The sequence below is a fragment of the Mucilaginibacter angelicae genome (assembly GCF_042434235.1).
Taxonomy (GTDB): domain Bacteria; phylum Bacteroidota; class Bacteroidia; order Sphingobacteriales; family Sphingobacteriaceae; genus Mucilaginibacter; species Mucilaginibacter angelicae.
The window spans coordinates 914,700-934,683 of sequence record NZ_JBHLTS010000022.1 but is presented as its reverse complement, the minus strand read 5'-3'; the positions used below and the strand labels follow the sequence as shown (position 1 = coordinate 934,683).

The window sequence follows — 19,984 nt, the reverse complement described above, 5'->3', positions numbered from 1 at the left end:
CCTATAAGGTAGCCTTAGCTGCCCGCATAAATGGACTGGCAAACACAAAGTCATTAAGCTCTTTATTATCAGTCCTGGCAATTTCCTTGTTTGATCCTTCCCACCATTTTTTGCCCTGGTAAAGGAAAATGATGTGATCGCCGATACCCATCACCGAATTCATATCATGGGTAACCACTACGGTTGTGATACTGTATTCCTGCGTAAGCTCGGAAATTAGTTCATCTATGAGGATGGACGTTAATGGGTCGAGCCCTGAGTTTGGCTCATCAACAAATAAATACTTGGGCTGCATGGAAATGGCGCGGGCAATGCCCACACGTTTTTTCATACCGCCTGATAGTTCGGAAGGGAATAATTTGTTTTTACCGGCAAGGTTAACCCTTTCCAGGCAAAAGTTGGCGCGATCAAGTTTTTCGGCTTTGGTTTGATTGGTGAACAGGTTAAGCGGAAACATGATGTTTTGCTCAACGGTCATAGAATCAAAAAGGGCCGAGTTTTGAAACAGCATGCCTATTTGGGTACGGATAGGTACGCGTTGTTCAAAGTTCATATCGGTGAAATTTTCACCGTCAAAAATCACATCGCCTTTTGTTGGTTCATGCAAACCAACAACACATTTTAGCAAAGTGGTTTTTCCTGATCCGGAACCACCAATGATCAGATTATTTTTTCCGGGCTGGAAAGTTGCAGTAATACCTTTCAATACTTCGTTGTCGCCGAAGGTTTTATATACGTCTTGTATTTCGATCATAGTAGCAGGCGTGAAATGATAAGGTCACAGAATAGGATCATGATACAGCTCCAAACAACACCACGTGTTGCCGACTGGCCAACTTCAAGTGATCCGCCGTTAACATAAAAGCCCTGGTATGAGCAAATTGATGTAATTACAAAGCCAAAAGATATTGCTTTAATGGCGCAAACTGTTGCAATAATCGGGTTAAATCCATCGGTAAGCCCCCTGAGATAATCGTTTGTTGATACATCGTTTGATGCCCAGCAGGCTATATAACCACCAGTTAACCCCAGGCATACAGATACGATAACCAGTAAGGGGACCATAGTTAAACCGGCGATAATTTTGGGCGAGATCAGGTACCCTGGTGCATTTACACCCATGATCTCCAGGGCATCTATCTGTTCGGTAACGCGCATGGTGCCAATTTGCGAGGCCATGCTTGAACCTACACGGCCGGCCAGTACCAGTGCTGATATAGTTGGACTAAACTCCAATATGGTTGAATCGCGGGTGATGCCGCCTACTACTGTTTTCGGAATAAAATCGCTGATAAGCTGGAAAGCGGTTTGTATAGTAGCTACCGCGCCGATGAACAGCGAAATAATAGCGACGATACCCAATGAGCCGATGCCTACCGAAACCATCTCCCGCATGATCTCGCTCCAGTATACACTGAATTTTTCGGGCTTCCTGAAACTTAAACGCAGTAAGAGTATATATTTTCCTAAGCTATGAAACATCTATATGTATAAAAATCGGTTAAAAATACGCTTTTTACCTTTAAGCCTAAATGGTCAGGTGTTAAAACAAGTCATTTAAATTCAATTTTATAAGCGGTTCAATTATTATGCTTACGTAAATTGCGGGCCTAAAGCTTCACTAAACAATAAAAATTAATTTAAATAATATGAAAAACGTACTCATCACCGGTTCAACTAAAGGCATGGGCCGCTCAATTGCAATTGCTTTTGCTAATGAAGGATTAAACGTGGCAATTTGTTCGCGGAATGAGCAAGAATTATTAAATTTTAAAGAAGAGCTGGAATTGATTGATGCCGGAGTGAAAGTTTTTGCCATGAAAGCCGATGGCAGTAAAAAAGCCGAGTTGCTGAAATTTGCTGCCGCTGCCGAAGCTGAGTTCGGTTTTATTGACGTTGTGGTAAATAATTTAGGCACGTTTATACCTTCAAGCATACTGGATGATACAGAGGATACCTTCCAGATACAAATGAACACTAACCTGATGCCCAGCTATGAGCTATACCGTTATTTTGGTAAAACCATGGCAAATGCACGTAAAGGGCACTTCTTTAATATATGTTCGGTAGCGGCTTTAAACCCGGTGCCACAAGCCGGTACTTACAGTGTAACAAAGTACGCACTGTTAGGTCTAACAAGGGTAATGAGGCTCGAGATGCAGGAGCATGGTGTAAAAGTTACCGCCGTAATACCCGGATCAACGTTAACGGATTCATGGAAAGACGCAGTTGTTGACAAAAATACCATGGTGCTGCCCGAAGATATAGCATCGGCAATCATCAGTATTTACAGGATGAGCACCGGCGCCAATGTCGACGAAATCATCATCAAACCTGCACCGGGCCAGTTATGATAAATCAACTTTAAACATAAACGAACATAAATTATGGAAAAGAAACTTCATCGTGACGAGCACCACAAGGTAATAGGCGGTGTTTGCGCGGGCCTTGCCGAGCACTTCGGCACGGATGTGGCAGTTATAAGGGCGATATTTTTAGTAACCCTGATTTTAAAAGGCTTTAGCTTACCTATATATATAGTACTGTGGATAGTGCTGCCCAAAAAAGGCTTCAACTTTAACCCGGGTGTTGATTATCGGGTGCCACCCCAGGACAACCCTTTTACAGGCGCTCCTCAATCAGGGCCATTTTACGATCCAAAATTTGGCAGCCAGCCTTTTAACCCTCCTCCATTTGTAACCCCACCTAAAAAGCAGGCCTCAACAGTTGGGCTGATATTTGGGGTGGCGATGATCCTTTTGGGTTCGATATTCCTGCTTAATGAATTTGACCTGATGCCCGACTGGGATTTTGAAAACATCTGGCCTGTAATGCTGGTAGGTGCAGGTATAGCACTCATCGTTTCAGGAACGAGGAAAAAACCATGGGAAAAAGAGAACTGGCATGCTAACGAGGTAACTGATACCCCCGAAGCTGAACCGGCTAAAGAAGAAACAGAAACTAAAGATACACCTCCAACTATATAACATTATGAAAAGCGATAAACTTGTTCCGGGCGCAATCCTGGTATTGTTGGGAGTAGTATTCCTGCTGAATAACTTCCACGTAATAAATTTCGACTGGATGAACATCCTTTACCTGTGGCCTGTATTCCTGGTTATGGGAGGCATAAGCCTGGTGTTTGCCGGCAACCGGTCGCCGCTGGCTACTATCCTGAAGCTTGCGGTAGTAGTAGGCTGCTTTGCACTGCTGGTATTTGGTAATTTTGGTAAACGCTACCACTTTTGGCCAAATGCATGGACCTTTCACTATAATGATGATAACAATAACAATGATGATGACGACGATAGTGATACCACCAATACCGACCAGGGCGTTGTTAAAATAGGCGGCGATAAAACTTTTAAAGAAAACTACTCTGCCGATATTAAACATGCGCGTCTTAACATCAGCGGCGGCGGCACTATATATAACTTAAGCGACAGCACTGCCGATTTATTTAGTGCCCAAACACAGGAGCTTTACGGTAAGTATACTTTTAATCATAGTAAGGATGATTCGGTGTATGTGCTTAACCTTAATTTGAAGAATAATAAAGGGTTTCACTTTGATTCAGACGACCGCAAAAACAATAAGGCCGATATCAAATTAAACGCAAATCCCGTGTGGGATATTGACGTTACTACAGGTGCAACAGATTTAAATTTTGATCTTTCGAAATTCAAAATAAAAACCCTATCTTTAAAGGGCGGAGCAGCATCGTTTGATGTGAAGCTCGGAGTGCCATTTGGAACCACAAATGTGGAGGTTTCAACAGGTGCTTCGGAGGTTACCATAAGCGTACCAAAAGGCGCTGCCTGCCGTATCACATCCAATACCGGCCTTTCATCAAACGAGTTTGAGGGCTTTAGTAAAAAGAGTGATAACGACTACGAAACCGATGGCTTTGATGCCGCAAAAAACAGGATCCTGATCCATATGAGTGGCGGCATCTCTGATTTTAAAGTTAACCGATATTAACCTAAATCCTGAGTAAAACGATACCGGGACATAATACAACAATAATGAATTGCCATCCGCTCCATCAATTTGATGGAGCGTTTTTTTTGACCCATATTGTCGTACTGATTCAGGTTTTTGTCATTTAAGGCGGTGGAAGGGGCAAAAAGTGTTAAATTGAAAACCTTTGGTATTAAAAATAAGTTTAATTTACAGCACAAATAATCTACTATGAAATACCAATACCTTATATTATCTGCATTACTATTTTTAGCCTGTACGGCCAATGCTCAAACCGTGGTAAAAGGCACTGTTTTCGAATTGGGAAAAAACAATAAAGTGTCTGACGTTTTTGTTCGTGATAACCAGAACAGGCAAATGACCCTTACCGATAGTAAAGGTAATTTCAGCATCCGTACCGAAACAGGCCATACCCTTGTTTTCAGCGCGCCGGGCTATGTATCGGATACCTTATATGTTACCGACTTTACCAACAAAAAAATAGAACTGGTTACTCAAACTATTGCTTTAAGACAGGTTAACATCAGCGCCAAACGCGAAGCTTTTGATGCCCATAAAGAATATCCGGAAGTATATACCCGCAGCAAAGTTTATCCGCTGTCGCCTACTTCATGGTTTAGTAAAGAAGCAAAGGATGCGCGCCGCCTTAAAAAATATTTTAAACATGAAGAAGAGGAACGTCATGTTGACGAGGTATTTACCATGAACTACGTGCAAAGCATTATCCCGCTGCGCGGCCAGGAGCTTGAAAACTTCATGACCATTTACAGGCCTTCATACGCGTTCATCAAAAATAATAACGGTCCTTCGCTGGCGGTTTACATCAACGATTCGTACAAGAAATACCAGGCGTTACCTGCTGATAAACGTACGCTGCCCGCTTTGAAAGAGTAAATTCAGTTTGCAGTTTTCAGTAGGCAGTTGGCATGATCAATCTGCCCAAACACTGATATCGTTGGTGATGATCTTTTGGTAAAGCAGTTCTATCTGGCTTTTCAGGATCCGGTCTTCTGATAGCGGGGGCAGGTTATCGATGTCAAAATACTGCACATCTAACACATCAAAGCCTTTGTTGATCTCTGTAGTTAAAGCTTTACAATAGAAAACCATTTTATACACATAAAATGGTTGAGGCGGGTGTGGGTGCATTTTTTTATCAAATACGGCTAACAACCTCTCGGGCTTAACCTGCAGACCTGTTTCTTCCCAAAATTCTTTAACAATGGTTTCTTTGGGCGTGTAGCCGATATCGCCCCATCCACCGGGTAACGACCATTTGCCATCGCCACTCTCGCGGGCCAGCAGGATTTTATTATCTGGCGAGAGCAGGATACCGCGTAAATCAACCTTGGCAGTAGGGTAGTCGGCAGCCCGGGGGAACAGCAGGTTAATAGTTTCGGCGCCATAACCGGTCACTTCATCAAACATTTGGGTGCTCAGATGCTGCAGCTCCTGGTAACGCTCAATATCATATTCATTTTTGGCGTACAGCAGGCCGGTATCAGCAACGGAACGTAGTTGGGTTATGAGGGAAAGGAGGTTGGCGTTAGGCATAGTGGGGGAAATATTAGTTATACTATGTCATTGCAAGGAACGAAGCGCAGGTAGTGTATGGTGTGACGCGGCAATCTCGTCGCTTTGCAGATCAGCTCTGTACAGTTCGCGATTGCCACGCTGCGCTCACAATGACATGAGGCGTGTGTGGTTCCGAAATCACCCTATCCTCTGCCCAACAGCTCATCAAGCTTGTTGCGTTCGGTTTGGAGTTCGCGGGCAAGTTTCTTTTCTTTTTCGTTGGCTTTGGCTTTGTAGGTTTTGTATTCCTCGTCAAGCTCTTCGTAAAGTTTGATGCGGTATTTGGCTTCGCGGCTGTGCGCACCTGAGCGGGCTATCACTATAACAGCAATAACACCAAAAGCAATAACCAATCCCCACATTACCAGGTTATAGGTTGCCTTGGTAAACGGGATTCCCAGCAGGCTGATCTCATCGCGTTTAGCGTTTGATTCGTTAAGGGCCTGCTCCTTGGTGGTGGCAACTGTTTTGAGGCTTTCAACATTTTTACCCTGTTCGGCAAGTTTGGCCTGTGCTTCTTTAAGCTGGCGGCGCTCGGTATTCAGAGTATCCTTCATGTTTTTCCACAGAGCAGAAACAAGAGGTTGCTGATAATGGAACAGTTTGCTAAGCAGGTATTGATACTGGCCGTTAAGGCTTTTGTCCTTTTGCAGGGCCGAATCGGCAGCAGCACTAATTTTGGGCTGGGCATAAACAGGCTTGGCAGGCTGTTGCTGTGTTACCACAGGGTTTTTAAGCGCTGCCGGGCTCGATCTTACAATGGGCGGAATAGCATTAGGTTTCAGGGTAGCGGCTTTCTTTTTGGTGCTGTCCTGTGCAAAGGTTGCCGTAACACTGCCCGTTATCATCGCTATTAGAACCGTAATCGTAAGTAGGAAATGCTTGTTCATCAAGTGTAAAATTAGGTATATGCTATTAACAAAACAGGATATTTTAGGTTTTTATTATATCTGCCCTGCGTTTTTGAGGCTAAAATAAGCTTTCATACGTAATTTACCTACTCATAGTTATATTAGCGGCATGAATATAGGTATTATTGGTTTGGGCGATATGGGCCGCCTGTACGCAAAGGCTTTCGCCAAAGCGGGTTACACAGTTTCGGGCTGCGACCTGCCCGCCAACCGCCAGAAACTGGAGGAGGAACTTGCGCCCCACGGCATCACCGTTATGGATAACGGGAGCGATGTTGCCCGCATCAACGACCTGATCATTTATTCGGTTGAGGCCGAAAGTATGGAGGGTGTGGTGGCCGAGTATGGCCCATCAACCAAATACGGTGCTATTGTGGCAGGTCAAACTTCGGTCAAACATCCGGAGATAATAACCTTTGAAAAACACCTGCCTGCCGATGCCCAGATAGTTACCTTTCATGGTATGCACGGACCGGGTTTTGAACCTGCCGGGCAAACCCTGATCCTCATCCCACACCGCTCAACACCCGATGCTTACCAGCGCATGTATGACCTGTTCACAGCCATCGGCAGTAACATAGTTGAAATTGCCGACTACCACGAGCATGACCGTATAGTAGCCGATACCCAGGCGGTTACCCACGTAGGGTTTGAGAGTATGGGCACGGCCTGGAAATCGGCCGGGTTTTTTCCCTGGGAAAACGCCTCCTATATTGGCGGTATTGACAATGTGAAGATCCTGACCACTTTGCGCATATTTAGCTACAAGGCCCACGTTTACGCCGGGCTGGCCATCCTTAACCCTTATGCCCGGCAGCAGGTGAAGCGCTATGCCGAATCGGAGTCGGAGTTGTTTAAGCTCATGATCAAGGAGGAGGCCGATTCCTTTAAGCAACGCATTTACCGTGCACGCGATTTTGTTTTTCACGAAAGCCGCAAGCCCATTATGCTTAACGATACGGTAATGAAGGAGTTTTCGCTCTCGCAGCATGCCGATCATCAAAAACCAAATTCGCACCTTAGTATTTTGAGTATGGTTGACGCCTGGTACCACCTCGGCGTTAACCCCTATGATAACCTCATTTGCCAAACCCCGCCTTTTCGCCTCAGGTTGGGCATTGCGGAGTACCTGTTCAAGAATGAGGAACTGCTGGAAGAATCGCTGGAAACAGCCCTGTACGACAAAACCATCCGCGGCGACGATCTGGAGTTCCACTCGGCGGTGCGGGAATGGTCGTCAATTATTGGGTATGGGGATATGGAGGGGTATAAGAAACACTTTAACGATACACAGGCATTCTTTAGCCATCGCCTTGAAGAGGGTAAAGCGCAAAGTGCAGAGCTTATAAGGCGGCTGATGATGGAATAGGTTTGATTTCGGATGTCGGAATTGTGATTTCGAATTTAGGATGTTGGTGATTTAAATCAGGAATTAAACAAATCCGAAATCGAAATCCGAAATCAAAATGCTACTGTTCAATTTTTAAAAGTGTGAACACCCGATAGTTTTTGTTATATGGTTGTTGTTGATAATCAGTTGATTATAAAGCAGTAAAAAAATGATTATAAGCCAGATTGAACAGGTGTGTACTGATAATCAATTAGTTATGAAGCGGTGTTTTAAAAAGCTGAACACTTCGTTTTTGAAAGTTGAACACTGACAAGATAGTGTCAGTGTGTGTTGGTTTGCTTACATGTTTACAACGGAATTTTTTAACCTATAGCACCACTTTGTTCAGTATCTTTAAAGCTTATTGATCACAACCTGAACCGTACATGAAACAATTCAAAGCTAAGTTTAAGCTTATTTTTTTGCCCTTTGTTTTTATAGGTTTTTGCACCGTCATTATTTATACCTTTTTGCATTGGCTACTCCTCATCAGGTTTAATGTTTTTACGTTGCAAGATAAATACGCAGATTTTTTTATCCCCGGCGCAATAGGGCTTGTTTTACCGCTTGCATTACTTTTTCAAAAACTAAGGCGGTTAAAACCTTATAAAACACGTCTCCACGACCCCATTACTTTTTTGATCATGGTAGGTGGCTTTACATTTGCCGTACCAATCTGCATTTCCCAAAAATATCTGGCGTCGGCTACAGGAAAGCTTACCTATCTGGATAGTATGAGCGAGGTGCATTATTTGCCGCCAACTAAATACTATACCGTTAGGCAGATGTATCCTAACAAAAACATGGCGCACATTAAGGTGATATTTTCGCTTAGTGGTAAAAATAATTCGGATTTTAATATGGATGCCTATACAGCGGTACCCGTTTTTGACCGGATCTATCCCGATACCAACCGGATTGCCACCATGCGCAACCGGGTAAATCCTAAAACGCTGGTGATCATCAATGATTCGCTAAGTAATATGTCTTTTTTAAAGAAATTACCGGCCGACTCGGTACGGATGATGCGTTATGTTAACCCTTCTATGGTGATGACCAAATACGGCGACGCCGGTAAGTATGGTGCTTTGGCTGTAGTAACTTGGAAATATAAGTTTAAAAAACCGCCCGCTGTTATTAAAATAGCACCCGCCGCCTGGTTTGTTCTTAAATACCACGAAACTGTTAATAACAGTTTATCGCTTGCAGAAAAGAATAAGGAATTTACCCTGTTTGCCCGGAACTGTAAAGCCACCTTTGAGCACGAACCTTTAACCAAATTTGTATACCTGGCCCGTTTACCCGATGATGACGATGTTATCAATTACCTGGCTGCCTTAAACTCGCGCGACGACGTTGCTATGTGTGAGCAAACCATGCTTTCGCCGGTTTATGAGCCGTTTGAAAAACGAAATGGCAACAAGCTGGCCTGGATAGCCGGATCATTTACCATCGGTGCAGCGTTGTTTTTACTTTTACTTCAACTATTCAGGATCAGGAACCTGGATGATTTTGAGTAAGGTATGTTTGAGAAATTAGGGAAGAGATTGAAAAATAAGAGACGAGTAGAGATCACTAATTTCTAAGGAGATAGGTTTTTATTTTATACGATTTATTAAAATCGTAATAGAGTAGTACCATAAAGATAATGCTGCAGTATTATCAAGTATATTACATTTGTTACTTGTTGATAGCCCTACGGCGGTCTATCATCAAATATTGAAATAAATAGAAATCACGTTATGGATAAGGTACGCATCCTGGTAATTGGCCTCGAAGAAGCCGAAGTTAATGCGCTTAAGCAAAGTTTAAATTTTAACTATTTAATGGTGCATTATGACCAGGTGCCCCAGGTTAAACTTGTTGAAGGGCAATTATATGTTGAAAGCGCATCGGTGCCGGGCAAATACCTGTTGGTTAACAAGGTGATATTTCATGGCATTTACAAGGATGATCTTGACTTTATTACCCTTTTAGCCATGTGGAACGGACCTTGTTTGCCAAATGCGCTTGGCATGATGGATCTGAGGCAGCGCATTCCCGGTTTGGTGCGGGCTTTGTCGGTATCGAAATTTGGAGGTATAAAACGCGGAATGGTTATTGGCGAACAGGAATATAGCGCCGAAACAGAAGTGGTGGCTAAATGGGGGATCTGGCATTGCGGTGAGGATAAAAGTAAATTTACCGGCGACTGGACGAGCACAGAAACCTCTGTTGTTGAAGAATTTATCGACGGCGAAGCTGTACGGATCATGATAGTAGGCGATAAAAGCTGGCAGATCAGGCTCACCGGCGATACCTGGCTAAAATCAATCCATAACGAAGGTTCATGGGAAATGGAGAAAGACCAGGAGCTATTGCTTGACAGCCAGGCCATAGCCCAACACTTTAAACTCCAAACCGTAGGTGTTGATTACATTGTTGGTAAAAACGGCGAAAGGTATTTGCTGGAGGTTAACCACATCCCAAACGTTACTGTTTTTCCGTTTGTGAACAAGGCTTTTATTGAGTACGCGGGAGAGTGGATGGTTTCGTGATTGCACAAGGAACAGGTTAATATGAATTTTAATGCCGATTTTTATTTGAATTATTACGCCCAAAGTAAAAAGAGAGCGTCTTTTTGGGCTTCTATAGCCGGGCTTTTACTTCCATTTATATTAGGTACAGGTTTTTACTTACACTTTGATAATTACCCGGTTTTTATTTTTGAATGCCTGGTTTGTGTAGTTCTTAGTGCTGCGTTAATCTACTCTGTTACGGTTATCGAAGGACGAAATTTAAACAAGATTATAAGCCAAATCGAAATAAATCAGGATACCATAAACTTTACAACTTATTCGTACGGTTTTTCTATTTTCAAAATAAACGCCCGGCAGTTGGAAATGAATAAGGGTGAACTGACAATAAAAGAAGTAGTGTTTCCATTTAACTCCTTTGGTTTAGACCATAATAAAACGTTGAAGCTGGTTTATAACGGAGCTGATTTTTTTCTTGTTTATGATTGTTTCCCGGTTGAATTAAAGGCGCAATTAACAGCGCTGGCATAGGGTTTTATTTTGCTTGTTGAGGACTTATACCGGTTAAGATATTGTTGCTAATACTGTTCATGTTACACAAGCAGGATGCTTGTATTCTTTTAGGTCGAAGTTACGCTGGCGCTAAACTTCGACCAGTGGTGAGATTAACGAAAAAGAATTTAAACAATTGCGAAAAAATTTTAAATTATGATGTTGGATTTTGATTACGAGCTATTAGAGCATCCCGAACCTTATGATCCGAGATATAGGTTTGAGATTTGGTCACGAATCATTGTTAATGTCGTCGAAAATGGGAAAATACTAAAAAACCTGATTGACATAAAATGGGATATAATTGTTTTTTTGAAATATTTTGTGGAAAACAAGCAATTTATACTTACTGACGCCCCTTTGAAAGGATTTGAGGGAGGGTCAATAGCAGAAGGAATTTACAATTTCCATGTGGCAATAATGGATGTTGACATCATAGATGGAGGAACAATCGACAAAATATTGCGAAGTATATATCCTTATAAAGTTAGGCACTCGTTTGAATTTGCATTGGAGCATACTAATGTTGAGGATATTTTTATCGGACTGTTTAATGACCGAATGTCTGTATCAGTATATAGAAGGCATGAAAAATATAACTTTTACGTAAGTGTTGATACTTTCTTTTCAAAAATTGAAAAGCTATTTAATATTTTGGTTTGATATTATACAAAATAAATTTCCCCCTTAGCTGCCGCAAGCCTCCCGGCTTGTGGCTCGCATGCTAAGTTTACGCAAGAAAATTCATGCACCTCTCTGTTGGTAATAAATTATGTTTAAGTTACCAATAGCTTAAACCACTCGCAAACATCCCCCAATTTATTTTCCTCATTCAATCCCGCTCCCCGAACTGGCGCGAGTATGCAGCACTGGAATTGTGGGGTGAGTACTCGTGATTTTTTCAGTCATACATTATTGATATTGCTCAGCCAGCAGATTAGTCATGAGTACACAACGCTCTTGTCAACGCTTCATACTCGCACCTGTTGGGGGAGGATATAGGCACGATGTTATAATCTAATCAAAGATCTTCTGCATTTTTTAATCTATTTACAAACTGCTCATGCGGATATAAATAGAGTTTCCTAAAAAAATTAAATTTGTCGTCGGCTGGCTCGCTTATGCTAATGATTCCATTAGTGTTACTAACAAACACCTCAATGGTATGGCCATAAAAATATTTTGCCCCGTCGCTTTTATTGTAGAAAGGATGAATTCTAAAGACGTAGCATAGCTCATGGTTTTCCTTAAACCGCCCTCGAAAGACTACGGAATCACCATTATGGCGTTTTAATTTATCGTAGTATATTTTCCAATTTGCTCCAACATCACATGAAAAATCGAATAATTTAAACTCTTTTGGTGTTGTAAGATCGTATGGAATAAACATAATTTGTTGATCATCTCTTCTGATCAAACCGTTAAGATATAGATATGCCCCCTCTTTTGAATTTAAATACCAATATTGTTTTTGCAGTATTGTTTCTGACAAGGACGATAATCCGAAATTTCTTATAAAATAACCACTACTATCAATCGGTACATCCTTGTATGATTCTTTCATTGTTAAAAAGAAATCGCGTTTGATCGCATTATTTCGGCAACTGCTCACGAGTAGGCAAAGTGTTATTTGGACTGGAAGCAATACATGAACATTAATTGCTTTAATTTTTCCCATCTGCTTTTATCTCTTTTATTTGTTGTGTTTATAAACAAATCATTTTAGCTAAATCTTTCTTGTTCTGATCTGTTCCAGCTCCGACGGATATTTTTAAGATCAATTGTTGTCTTGACATTTTCCATGCCTCTTGCTGATGCACGCGTGTAGCGTGTTTTTGTTATTTTTTCGATGGTCTCGATCTCTGCAATCTGCCTAAATATTTCTGCATAATATTTGCATACGAGTGCACCAGCGAATGGGGCTGTTTATTAATAGAAACATGCTAACGGCATAGCCTTACTTCCACCAGTCGTTTGGAAGCGTCTTAATATCTTTGCTGTTTTTAATTGTTTTGTTGTAAAAAGAAATAATATCATGATCAGCAGGGATTTCATCGCCCCCGATATAGACATTCTTAATATATTCAAAATAACGGCCATTAACATCTGCTAATGATGCAGGAATTATATTTTGTTGTTTTGCGCCGTAAAACGCAGGCTTATCTATTGAAAATATCTTATGAGTACTTGAATCTACCAAAATAATCCCGGCCGAGCTATAGAGAAAGTTTCTTTTAAAGAACTTATCTTCAATTAACGATTTAGTAGTGATATCAAAAACATATAAATAGCTTCTAATTCCCGTTCCCACATCTTCAAATGTTGTAAGAAATGCCAGGTTATCATAAATTACAGCTTTATATCTAACAACCGAATCTTTACTGATTGTATAAATCCCGTTATAGATTGTTGCTGAATCAATATGAATATTGGGTGGGAGTCGAAAGTTAAAATTGTCTATGGCAATATAGTTATCGGTTTGATTAACGTAAAATTTTATTGCTAATGGCCGATTTTTGTTAATAGGTTTAGTAGTGGTTTGAATTATGCTCTTATCATGCTTAGAGCTCGATTTACAAGAACAAAAACTAAAAATATAAACGCTGCCTAATAAGAGTAAAACAAACGTTTTGTTAGTCATATTGTATCTATAATTAAAGTTTTGAAGGCCTGTTTTATCTGTGTATACACGGTGTTTTTCTTCAGTAGCTTTCTTCTGTTTTTGTTCCTGTTGATCGTTGTTTTTTAATTTCTTCCCATCAACCTAAGTATCTCTACATAGCATTGGCACATCCGACGCGCAGCGAAGGGCGCCTGCCAAAGGTTCAGCTATTTTCCATGCGCAAATGTTATAATCTTGCAATCACTCTTTTGAAACCTAATAATCGCTGCGCCGCCATGGATTTCATGTAAGGTACCTGTTACAGTCCAAATATTCCCGTTTAAAGTAGCCACAAAGGGCTTCTCATCATAAATCGCATCACCGTAAAATTGCAACCAAATAGCCTCTGCAATTTTTTTAGCTGCTTCTTCATCTTGTACAAGTCCATTGTCGAGATCAGCAGGCGGTTTTGTTGATTTGGATCTGCAAGAAATACAGAAGCCCAGTATAAGAAATAAAATGAGTGTGGATAGCCCAATGCTTACTTTCTTGTTCATATTTCAATTAATTAATTTAAGAATCTATTTATTCTACACCCCATTTGCTGATGAGGTTGATCTCTTCTAATCAATCTATGTATGTCTACGTAGCAATTAGCACATGCGTAAGTGCGCCAGCGAAAGAGGAGTAATTGATAAATTTAGTTATATCACAATTTTAAAGTCACTGGGGCGTAGAGCGAAAATTTGCTTTAGCATTATATTGATATACTTCCGTTATTTCAGATAAAATCCTGATGATTTCATGCTCACTTATGTTGTGATTTTTAAAAAATGACAATATGACGGGCAATTCAGATGCTAAATCATGGGTTTCCAACAAAATAATATCTTTAGATGTTTCTATTGCTACGTATTTTTTTGAATGCGTCGACAGGGTGCAGAAAATGCTAATAACATTGTGCTTCTTTTGTCATAAATTGCTCGTTCATAAATAGCGTCATCATAATCATTAAGATTATCCTTTTGAAAAGGAGTTAGATCATTGTGTTTAACCAAAAACGCTATCATTTTTAGTTTTTTAGGATTAATTCTTTTTTGCCCGGGTTTTGCCTGAGCAGAAAAAGTTATCATCAATAAATAAAAGAGCATCTTTTTCATATTATTATGGAAGAGGTACATTTTTAAAACAGTTTTTAACATAGCATTCCCCTGTGCTGGTGCACGCGTGTCGCGTTTTCTTACAATCTGATCACCATAGGTTTATGAATAACAACAATAACTATTTCTGATGCCCAATAGAAATGATTCGCCCGTCACTTTTTTGTAATTTGATGAACGCAGTTCCACCGTGGTTTGCGTGAAGAGTACCGAATACTGTCCATACATTGCCACTTAATTTTGCGATAAATGGTTTTTCGTCAAGAACATCTGTCCCATAAATCGGGAGCCACACCGCTTCTGCAATTCTTATAGCGGTTTCCTCGTTCGGAACATAGCCTTTGGTTACTGGATCATAGTTATAATCAGTATCGGTCGATTTATGCCTGCAGGCTAAACTTGTAAGAATAAGTAATATAATAAAAGAGAAATTTAAATTGCGTATTGTTTTGTCTACGATTTTTTTCATAAATTTTGATGTTAGGATTTATTTGTAACCATGTATAAAAATGGTGTTTATTCCAAGCTGGTGCACTCGCGCATCAGCGAAGGGGGGTGTTATAAACAAATTTATAATTGCAATAGGATTATTGTAATGGAACCTGATTTTGTTTTTTGTGCTGTTACAGCGTTTCTATTAATTATCCAAATCTTTCACAACCTCCGCGTTAGGGATTGCAGCGGAAAACCCACAGCGCGGGCCGGCCTTTGCGGGCAGGCAAGGCGAGGATTTGCAGCGTAAAGCCCGGGCCGCAGGCAACGCCATTATCTGGTGCTTCAAACAAGAATTGTATACCTGATCAATGTTAGAAACCCTAAATAAAGCTCTCCTATACATTTACCTGCCTTAAACTTAAACAATATTTTCTTCCCTGCCCAATCCCGCTCACAATACCTTATATTAGTATAAGTTTTCATAACCAGTTAATTATCCTCCCCGGTTTTCAATTTGTTGTTTTAAAAAAGCTGAAGATGAAAAAGGTATCGCTGTTATTTGTGTTTCCTGTAGTGTTGTTCGCTACATACCTGTTTGCCTTTCAAGCCAAAAGATCGGCAGTGCCGGTAAAAATTGCAACCCCGGTAATGTGCGGATCAGGTGCAGTGGATAATGTGGATACGGCGGGGAACGGCAAATTTATACAGCACTTACCCGGCTGGGGGCATTATAGCTATGCCATAGCTGCCCGTAATGACAGCGCCCGGTTTTATTTTAACCAGGGTTTAACCATGTATTACAGCTACCACATGAAGGAGGCATTTGCTTCGTTCAAAGAAGCATCGCGCTTTGATCCTTCGGCAGCTATGGCCTGGTGGGGGCAGGCTTTAAGTCTTGGCCCTTACTATAATGCCGGCGGACCTTATGTTGCACCTGCCGGCTTGCCCCTTGTTTTAAAACAGATGAATGCCGTTGCCGGTAATGCCCCTGAAAAGGAAAAGGAACTGATTGCTGTGATGAACCTGCGTTACCCGGAGGCCGGGAGTAAGGCCAGCGATAATGATGCCTATGCACAGGGTATGAAAAAGCTGATGCAGGCTTACCCGGCCGATGCCGACCTTAAAATGCTGTACATTGATGCCGAGATGCTCATTCACCCCTGGGATTTTTGGGCACCTGATGGTACCGACAAACCATGGACTGCCGAACTGGTTACAATTTGCAGAGGGGTTTTAAATACGAGCCCGGAACATCCGGCGGCGCTGCATTATTATATCCACTTAACCGAGGCTTCGCGCAATCCCGGCGCGGCGCTGGCCAATGCGGGGGCTTTAAAAAAGCTGTTCCCCGGTATCGGGCATATGGTACATATGTCGAGCCATGTTTACCAGCGCAACGGTTTATATTTTCAGGGGGTGGATGCTAACGAAAAGGCGGCTAAATGCATTGTTACCTATGCCAACCTGGTAAAAAACATCAGTCTTACTAAAATCAACTCGCACTTTTACGCAGTCGAAACGCTTTGTGCTTTTAACGGGGCCATGTATGAAAGGGGAATGGAAGCTGCACTGCGCTGCCGTAATGCGGTAAAACCTTCGGCAGGAGATACTTATTCGCAATACCTGTATATGATGCCTGTGATTACTATGGTGCGCCTTGGCAAGTGGCACGAACTGCTGAAAGACAGCATTGGCCCCAACGGCCAATGGGCTTATGCGCGCGTGCTGTACCATTTTGCCCGCGGAATGGCTTTTCTGTATACCGGCGGGCAGGATTCGGCTGTTGCCCAGCTTGCATTACTGCGGGCCCGGCTTAACGACCCCTCCTTAAAGCAACGGCACATTCCCTTTAATACCGCTTTAGAAGGGGCAACCATTGCCGAAAACATACTGGACGGCGCTATTTTACTGGGCCGGAATAAGTTTGATGAAGGGATGGCCGCCTTTAAAAAAGCAGTGGAGGTGGAAGACAACATGATTTACGCTGAGCCTGCCGAATGGCCTATCCCGGCACGGCAGTTCATGGGTGCTTACCTGCTCAAAACTGATTATAACCCGCAGGCCGAACAGGTTTACCGCGAAGACCTGGAGCGCAACCCGGGCAACGGCTGGTCGATGTTAGGCATGTACCAAAGCTTAAAAGCACAAAACCGTTCCGAAAAGCTGCCTTATTATAAGGCCGGCTTTACCCGCTCGTTTTCGCATGCCGATGAGGTGCCGGCAAGTTCGGTGGTTACTAATTAGTAATGAGGACCATTAAGCGGGGGGGCAAAGCGAATATCAGGTTCCTGTAAATTGCTTTTATCCAAATATTTGAAAGTGGTTTTCAATGTCCGAATCAGCAGCCCTATATTGGGTTAACGCAGAAACCGTTAATAAATTTCGCCGAAAAAAATATACTTCTTTAAGCGGTTTTAAATAAAAAAGCGTGTATACATTTGGTTAATAAACCCTGTTTACATCCTCATTTTTATGATCCCGGAAAGCAAAAAAGCAGCTGTTAGTCACGCCTTGCAGGTAACCTTTGGCGTGCATGAATTTGAAGATCTTCGTGAATTAACTGCCGGCCTTTCATCGGCGCTGGTTTTTAGGATGTTGGTGCTGGGAAAACCTTATTTGCTCCGCATCATTACCCGTACCGATGCCCTGGCCGATCCAACAAATGAGTATGCCTGTATGAAAGCGGCTGCCGATGCAGGAATTGCGCCCCATGTTTGGTATACCAGTGTAAACGACAGGATTGCCATCACCGGCTTTATTGAAGCAAAACCTTTTGCGCAGGAAGAAGCTAAATTGAAGATTCCCGGTCTGCTCAGACAATTACACGCGCTGCCGCCTTTCCCCTACCGGATGAGTTACATTGATAAAGTAGGGGAGTTTATTGAAAAGTTTCAGGCGGCCGAAATAATGCCCGCAAGCATGACCGCCGATTTTTTTTACCTTTATAAAAAAATCAAAAACATATACCCGCGTAACAGCCATGACCTGGTGGCCTGCCATAACGACCTCAAACCTGAGAATACATTATACGATGGCAAACGAGTATGGCTGGTTGACTGGGAAGCGGCCTTTTTGAATGACCGCTATGTTGACCTCGCAATTGCCGCTAATTTTGTAGTAAGGAATGATGCCGACGAAAAGGATTTCCTCAAAGCTTATTTTGGTACCGAAGCTGATGAATACCAGCACGCGTGCTTTTTTTTAATGCGGCAGGTGCTCCATTTGTTTTACTTCATTGTGTTTATGTTAGTGGGTAAAGCAGCAGGCAAGTCAATTGATTTTGAGAATCCTAAACCCGGTTTCCGGGAATTTCATGATAAGATCTGGGCGGGAAGGATCAGTTTGGCCGATATGGATGCCAGGCTGTTATATGCTTTAGTGCATATGGAGCAGCTGCGTAACAACATGCATTTGCAAAGGCTTGAGGATTCGTTAAGTATTGTTGCCTGCTATAAAATTGCATAAGGTTGAAAGGCTTAACGTATGCTTATATTATCCTTTTTTGATCACCTCCAGTTCCGCGTTTCCCATCCATGCCGCCACTTCCGAAAATGAGCTCCAGTATGAGCCCAGGATCCGGCTGGTGCCGGTAAGCGTAAAGATATCAACCACCGCGGCCTGGATGCCGGTAACAGTTTGACGGCTGAGGTCTTTCGGGGGGCTTATTATCCTTGCACCAAATATTGTCTTTAGCTCCTGTTCAACGCCCAAATCGTCGGTGGCCAGAAAAAAGCAGGTGTCATTATCGGCGGCAATTAATTCCTGCATCCGCTTTATAAATAACTTCAGCGGGCTGTGGGCTATAGCCATTGTATTATCCGTACGGCGGATCTGCACCCCCACGGCTTTGGGGCCAATACTGTTAGCCAGCTCCCTGATCTTATCGTTAAGTGGTGCTACCGGTTTAAAAAGTTTAAACCCGGCAAGGTCATCAGTAAAACGCTGGCAGGTTTTTATATAGATGCGCTTATGGTTTCGGGCAGTTTCATAAATATCAGTGAAGGGGTGGTCTTCGTCGGTAATGCAAAGGTCTATCCCGGCAAGGGCATTTTTTAATTTAGCTTTCAGCCGGGTTTGGGTATCGGGCTGGGCAGTACGCATTACATATTTAAAGGCGTTTTTTTTGGGGATGATGGTAAAATCGGCTACAGGTTCGAGCAGCAGATGATATGGACAGTTAAGCTCATGCGTTTCATTCCATATTACATACAGCTGGGTGTTAAGCTTGCGCTTAAGCCAGATGCCGTTGGCAATAACCCGTATCCTGTTGGCCAGTCCGCCCTGTGGTTCTAAATAGATCATACCTGTATTTATCGGGTATAAGTATAGGGAATAATCGGGGCAGGAGAAAGGGGGAATTTAAGTTTGTGGGGTATTGTTATTTAATGGCCGGCCAGCGAGGTGCTAAACAAATGATTAAATTTGTTATATGACAACGCTTACAATCGAAATACCCGAAAAGGCAGGAAAAACGTTGGCCGACCTGGTTGAGCAGTTAGGTGGGAAGGTTATTTCTATAAAGGAAGACAAAAAAACAAAAGGAGCTGCAAAGAAAAAGCAGGTATTAGATGATCTGGAGGAATCTGTAAATTTTGTCAGGCTACACCAAGAGGGTAAGGTTGAGGCAAAAACTATAGAAGAATTACTGGATGAGCTTTAAGATATTGCCAACTCCGGCTTTTGTTCGTGAATTAAAAAAACTCGCGAAGGCGCTAAGAAGCTGTTTAAAATTGATAAATATAGTTTACGGATAGATGAAATTTCATTGCCGTTGGTTTTAACCAACGGAATAATGAATAGCAATAAGAGGGCTTCAGCCCAAATCCGCTTGCATAATTAGGCTAAAGCCAAGACTTTTCAAC

General features: G+C 42.2%; 22 protein-coding genes. 12 read left to right on the top strand and 10 right to left on the bottom strand.

Annotation, left to right across the window (positions count from 1 at the left end; translation table 11 throughout):
- Position 1: 1 nt before the first annotated feature.
- A complete protein-coding gene (locus ACFFGT_RS16130) occupies positions 2 to 754 on the bottom strand; it encodes an ABC transporter ATP-binding protein (RefSeq protein ID WP_377023553.1) in 753 nt (250 codons plus the stop codon).
- The gene (locus ACFFGT_RS16125) at positions 751 to 1,482 is read right to left on the bottom strand and encodes an MlaE family ABC transporter permease (RefSeq protein WP_377023552.1); all 732 of its coding nucleotides are present in this window, start codon (positions 1,480 to 1,482) and stop codon (positions 751 to 753) included. The genes ACFFGT_RS16130 and ACFFGT_RS16125 overlap by 4 nt, the downstream gene beginning before the upstream one ends.
- 167 nt (positions 1,483 to 1,649) lie before the next feature.
- On the opposite strand from ACFFGT_RS16125, the gene ACFFGT_RS16120 reads away from it, so the two are divergent.
- The 4 genes from ACFFGT_RS16120 (at position 1,650) to ACFFGT_RS16105 (ending at position 4,875) form a co-directional block, all read left to right on the top strand.
- Positions 1,650 to 2,354 (top strand): SDR family oxidoreductase, encoded by a 705-nt coding sequence (locus ACFFGT_RS16120; RefSeq protein WP_377023551.1) that lies wholly within the window; start codon positions 1,650 to 1,652, stop codon positions 2,352 to 2,354.
- 33 nt (positions 2,355 to 2,387) lie between these two features.
- Complete coding sequence (locus ACFFGT_RS16115) at positions 2,388 to 2,987, top strand: PspC domain-containing protein (protein WP_377023550.1); 600 nt, start codon at positions 2,388 to 2,390, stop codon at positions 2,985 to 2,987.
- 4 nt (positions 2,988 to 2,991) lie between these two features.
- Positions 2,992 to 3,981, top strand: a complete 990-nt coding sequence (locus ACFFGT_RS16110) for a toast rack family protein (RefSeq protein ID WP_377023549.1) — start codon at positions 2,992 to 2,994, stop codon at positions 3,979 to 3,981.
- 210 nt (positions 3,982 to 4,191) lie between these two features.
- The gene (locus tag ACFFGT_RS16105; RefSeq protein WP_377023548.1) at positions 4,192 to 4,875 is read left to right on the top strand and encodes a carboxypeptidase-like regulatory domain-containing protein; all 684 of its coding nucleotides are present in this window, start codon (positions 4,192 to 4,194) and stop codon (positions 4,873 to 4,875) included.
- A 36-nt stretch (positions 4,876 to 4,911) separates the two neighbouring features.
- On the opposite strand, the gene ACFFGT_RS16100 is transcribed toward ACFFGT_RS16105, so the two are convergent.
- Positions 4,912 to 5,535, bottom strand: coding sequence for an NUDIX hydrolase (locus tag ACFFGT_RS16100; protein WP_377023547.1), 624 nt, complete (start codon positions 5,533 to 5,535; stop codon positions 4,912 to 4,914).
- 164 nt (positions 5,536 to 5,699) lie between these two features.
- Positions 5,700 to 6,446, bottom strand: coding sequence for a hypothetical protein (locus tag ACFFGT_RS16095; RefSeq protein WP_377023546.1), 747 nt, complete (start codon positions 6,444 to 6,446; stop codon positions 5,700 to 5,702).
- Between the two features lie 130 nt (positions 6,447 to 6,576).
- On the opposite strand from ACFFGT_RS16095, the gene ACFFGT_RS16090 reads away from it, so the two are divergent.
- The 5 genes from ACFFGT_RS16090 to ACFFGT_RS16070 all read left to right on the top strand — a co-directional run bounded on the left by ACFFGT_RS16090 (position 6,577) and on the right by ACFFGT_RS16070 (position 11,588).
- Positions 6,577 to 7,836, top strand: a complete 1,260-nt coding sequence (locus ACFFGT_RS16090) for a prephenate dehydrogenase/arogenate dehydrogenase family protein (protein WP_377023545.1) — start codon at positions 6,577 to 6,579, stop codon at positions 7,834 to 7,836.
- Positions 7,837 to 8,243: 407 nt separating this feature from the next.
- Positions 8,244 to 9,377 carry a hypothetical protein gene (locus tag ACFFGT_RS16085; protein WP_377023544.1) on the top strand — a complete coding sequence of 378 codons (1,134 nt, stop codon included), beginning with the start codon at positions 8,244 to 8,246 and terminating at the stop codon, positions 9,375 to 9,377.
- 222 nt (positions 9,378 to 9,599) lie between these two features.
- On the top strand, positions 9,600 to 10,394 hold the full coding sequence (locus tag ACFFGT_RS16080; RefSeq protein ID WP_377023543.1) for an ATP-grasp domain-containing protein: 795 nt from the start codon (positions 9,600 to 9,602) through the stop codon (positions 10,392 to 10,394).
- A 21-nt stretch (positions 10,395 to 10,415) separates the two neighbouring features.
- Positions 10,416 to 10,904, top strand: a complete 489-nt coding sequence (locus tag ACFFGT_RS16075; protein ID WP_377023542.1) for a hypothetical protein — start codon at positions 10,416 to 10,418, stop codon at positions 10,902 to 10,904.
- A gap of 177 nt (positions 10,905 to 11,081) precedes the next feature.
- Positions 11,082 to 11,588, top strand: a complete 507-nt coding sequence (locus tag ACFFGT_RS16070; RefSeq protein WP_377023541.1) for a hypothetical protein — start codon at positions 11,082 to 11,084, stop codon at positions 11,586 to 11,588.
- 358 nt (positions 11,589 to 11,946) lie between these two features.
- Here the strand turns inward: ACFFGT_RS16070 and ACFFGT_RS16065 are convergent, their stop codons facing one another.
- The 5 genes from ACFFGT_RS16065 to ACFFGT_RS16045 all read right to left on the bottom strand — a co-directional run bounded on the left by ACFFGT_RS16065 (position 11,947) and on the right by ACFFGT_RS16045 (position 15,156).
- Positions 11,947 to 12,603: a hypothetical protein gene (locus tag ACFFGT_RS16065; RefSeq protein WP_377023540.1), complete on the bottom strand. Its 657-nt coding sequence runs from the start codon at positions 12,601 to 12,603 to the stop codon at positions 11,947 to 11,949.
- A gap of 279 nt (positions 12,604 to 12,882) precedes the next feature.
- Positions 12,883 to 13,566: a hypothetical protein gene (locus ACFFGT_RS16060; RefSeq protein ID WP_377023539.1), complete on the bottom strand. Its 684-nt coding sequence runs from the start codon at positions 13,564 to 13,566 to the stop codon at positions 12,883 to 12,885.
- Between the two features lie 188 nt (positions 13,567 to 13,754).
- Positions 13,755 to 14,084: an NTF2 fold immunity protein gene (locus ACFFGT_RS16055; protein WP_377023538.1), complete on the bottom strand. Its 330-nt coding sequence runs from the start codon at positions 14,082 to 14,084 to the stop codon at positions 13,755 to 13,757.
- Between the two features lie 351 nt (positions 14,085 to 14,435).
- Positions 14,436 to 14,687, bottom strand: coding sequence for a hypothetical protein (locus ACFFGT_RS16050; protein ID WP_377023537.1), 252 nt, complete (start codon positions 14,685 to 14,687; stop codon positions 14,436 to 14,438).
- A 121-nt stretch (positions 14,688 to 14,808) separates the two neighbouring features.
- Positions 14,809 to 15,156 (bottom strand): NTF2 fold immunity protein, encoded by a 348-nt coding sequence (locus ACFFGT_RS16045; RefSeq protein WP_377023536.1) that lies wholly within the window; start codon positions 15,154 to 15,156, stop codon positions 14,809 to 14,811.
- A gap of 503 nt (positions 15,157 to 15,659) precedes the next feature.
- Between ACFFGT_RS16045 and ACFFGT_RS16040 the strand changes: the two genes are divergently transcribed.
- Both ACFFGT_RS16040 and ACFFGT_RS16035 read left to right on the top strand, forming a co-directional pair.
- Positions 15,660 to 17,366, top strand: coding sequence for a tetratricopeptide repeat protein (locus ACFFGT_RS16040; protein ID WP_377023535.1), 1,707 nt, complete (start codon positions 15,660 to 15,662; stop codon positions 17,364 to 17,366).
- Positions 17,367 to 17,594: 228 nt separating this feature from the next.
- Positions 17,595 to 18,587 (top strand): phosphotransferase, encoded by a 993-nt coding sequence (locus ACFFGT_RS16035; RefSeq protein WP_377023534.1) that lies wholly within the window; start codon positions 17,595 to 17,597, stop codon positions 18,585 to 18,587.
- 27 nt (positions 18,588 to 18,614) lie between these two features.
- Here ACFFGT_RS16035 and ACFFGT_RS16030 read toward each other — a convergent pair whose 3' ends face one another.
- Positions 18,615 to 19,424, bottom strand: coding sequence for an O-fucosyltransferase family protein (locus ACFFGT_RS16030; RefSeq protein WP_377023533.1), 810 nt, complete (start codon positions 19,422 to 19,424; stop codon positions 18,615 to 18,617).
- A 127-nt stretch (positions 19,425 to 19,551) separates the two neighbouring features.
- Between ACFFGT_RS16030 and ACFFGT_RS16025 the strand changes: the two genes are divergently transcribed.
- Complete coding sequence (locus ACFFGT_RS16025) at positions 19,552 to 19,782, top strand: hypothetical protein (RefSeq protein WP_377023532.1); 231 nt, start codon at positions 19,552 to 19,554, stop codon at positions 19,780 to 19,782.
- Positions 19,783 to 19,984: the final 202 nt, after the last annotated feature.